The sequence below is a fragment of the Bacillus cereus group sp. BfR-BA-01524 genome (genome assembly GCF_022662595.1).
GTDB lineage: Bacteria > Bacillota > Bacilli > Bacillales > Bacillaceae_G > Bacillus_A > Bacillus_A thuringiensis_S.
Genome location: NZ_JAKUDW010000326.1, coordinates 1 through 342 on the forward strand (window position 1 = coordinate 1; position 342 = coordinate 342).

Genomic DNA, 342 nt, shown 5'->3' on the forward strand with positions numbered 1-342 from the left:
TCTACTTGTTTTTTATGCTCTTTAATTTCAGCGATTTTATCTTCGGCGATTTGTTTGTCTTGCTGAAGTTTTGCATCTAGTTCTTGTTTATGCTGTTTAACTTCGTTAATTTTTTCATCAGCAACTTGTTTACGTTCATGTAGTTCATTCACCTTTGTATCAACATTTTCCTTAACTTTGTTAAGTTCATTTAATGTTTGATCCACGTTTTCTTTGTGCTGCTGTAATTTCGCATCTAACTCTTGCTTATGTTGCTTAATTTCAGCTAATCGATCTCCCGTACTTTGCTGAGGAGTAGCATCATTTACTTCCGCATGAGCAGAGTTCGCGCCAGCAATCATT

General features: G+C 35.7%; 1 pseudogene. It reads right to left on the reverse strand.

What is annotated here, in order from left to right:
• A pseudogene (locus MR170_RS31290) lies at nucleotides 1–341 on the reverse strand (LPXTG cell wall anchor domain-containing protein); the annotation flags it as partial.
• Nucleotide 342: the final 1 nt, after the last annotated feature.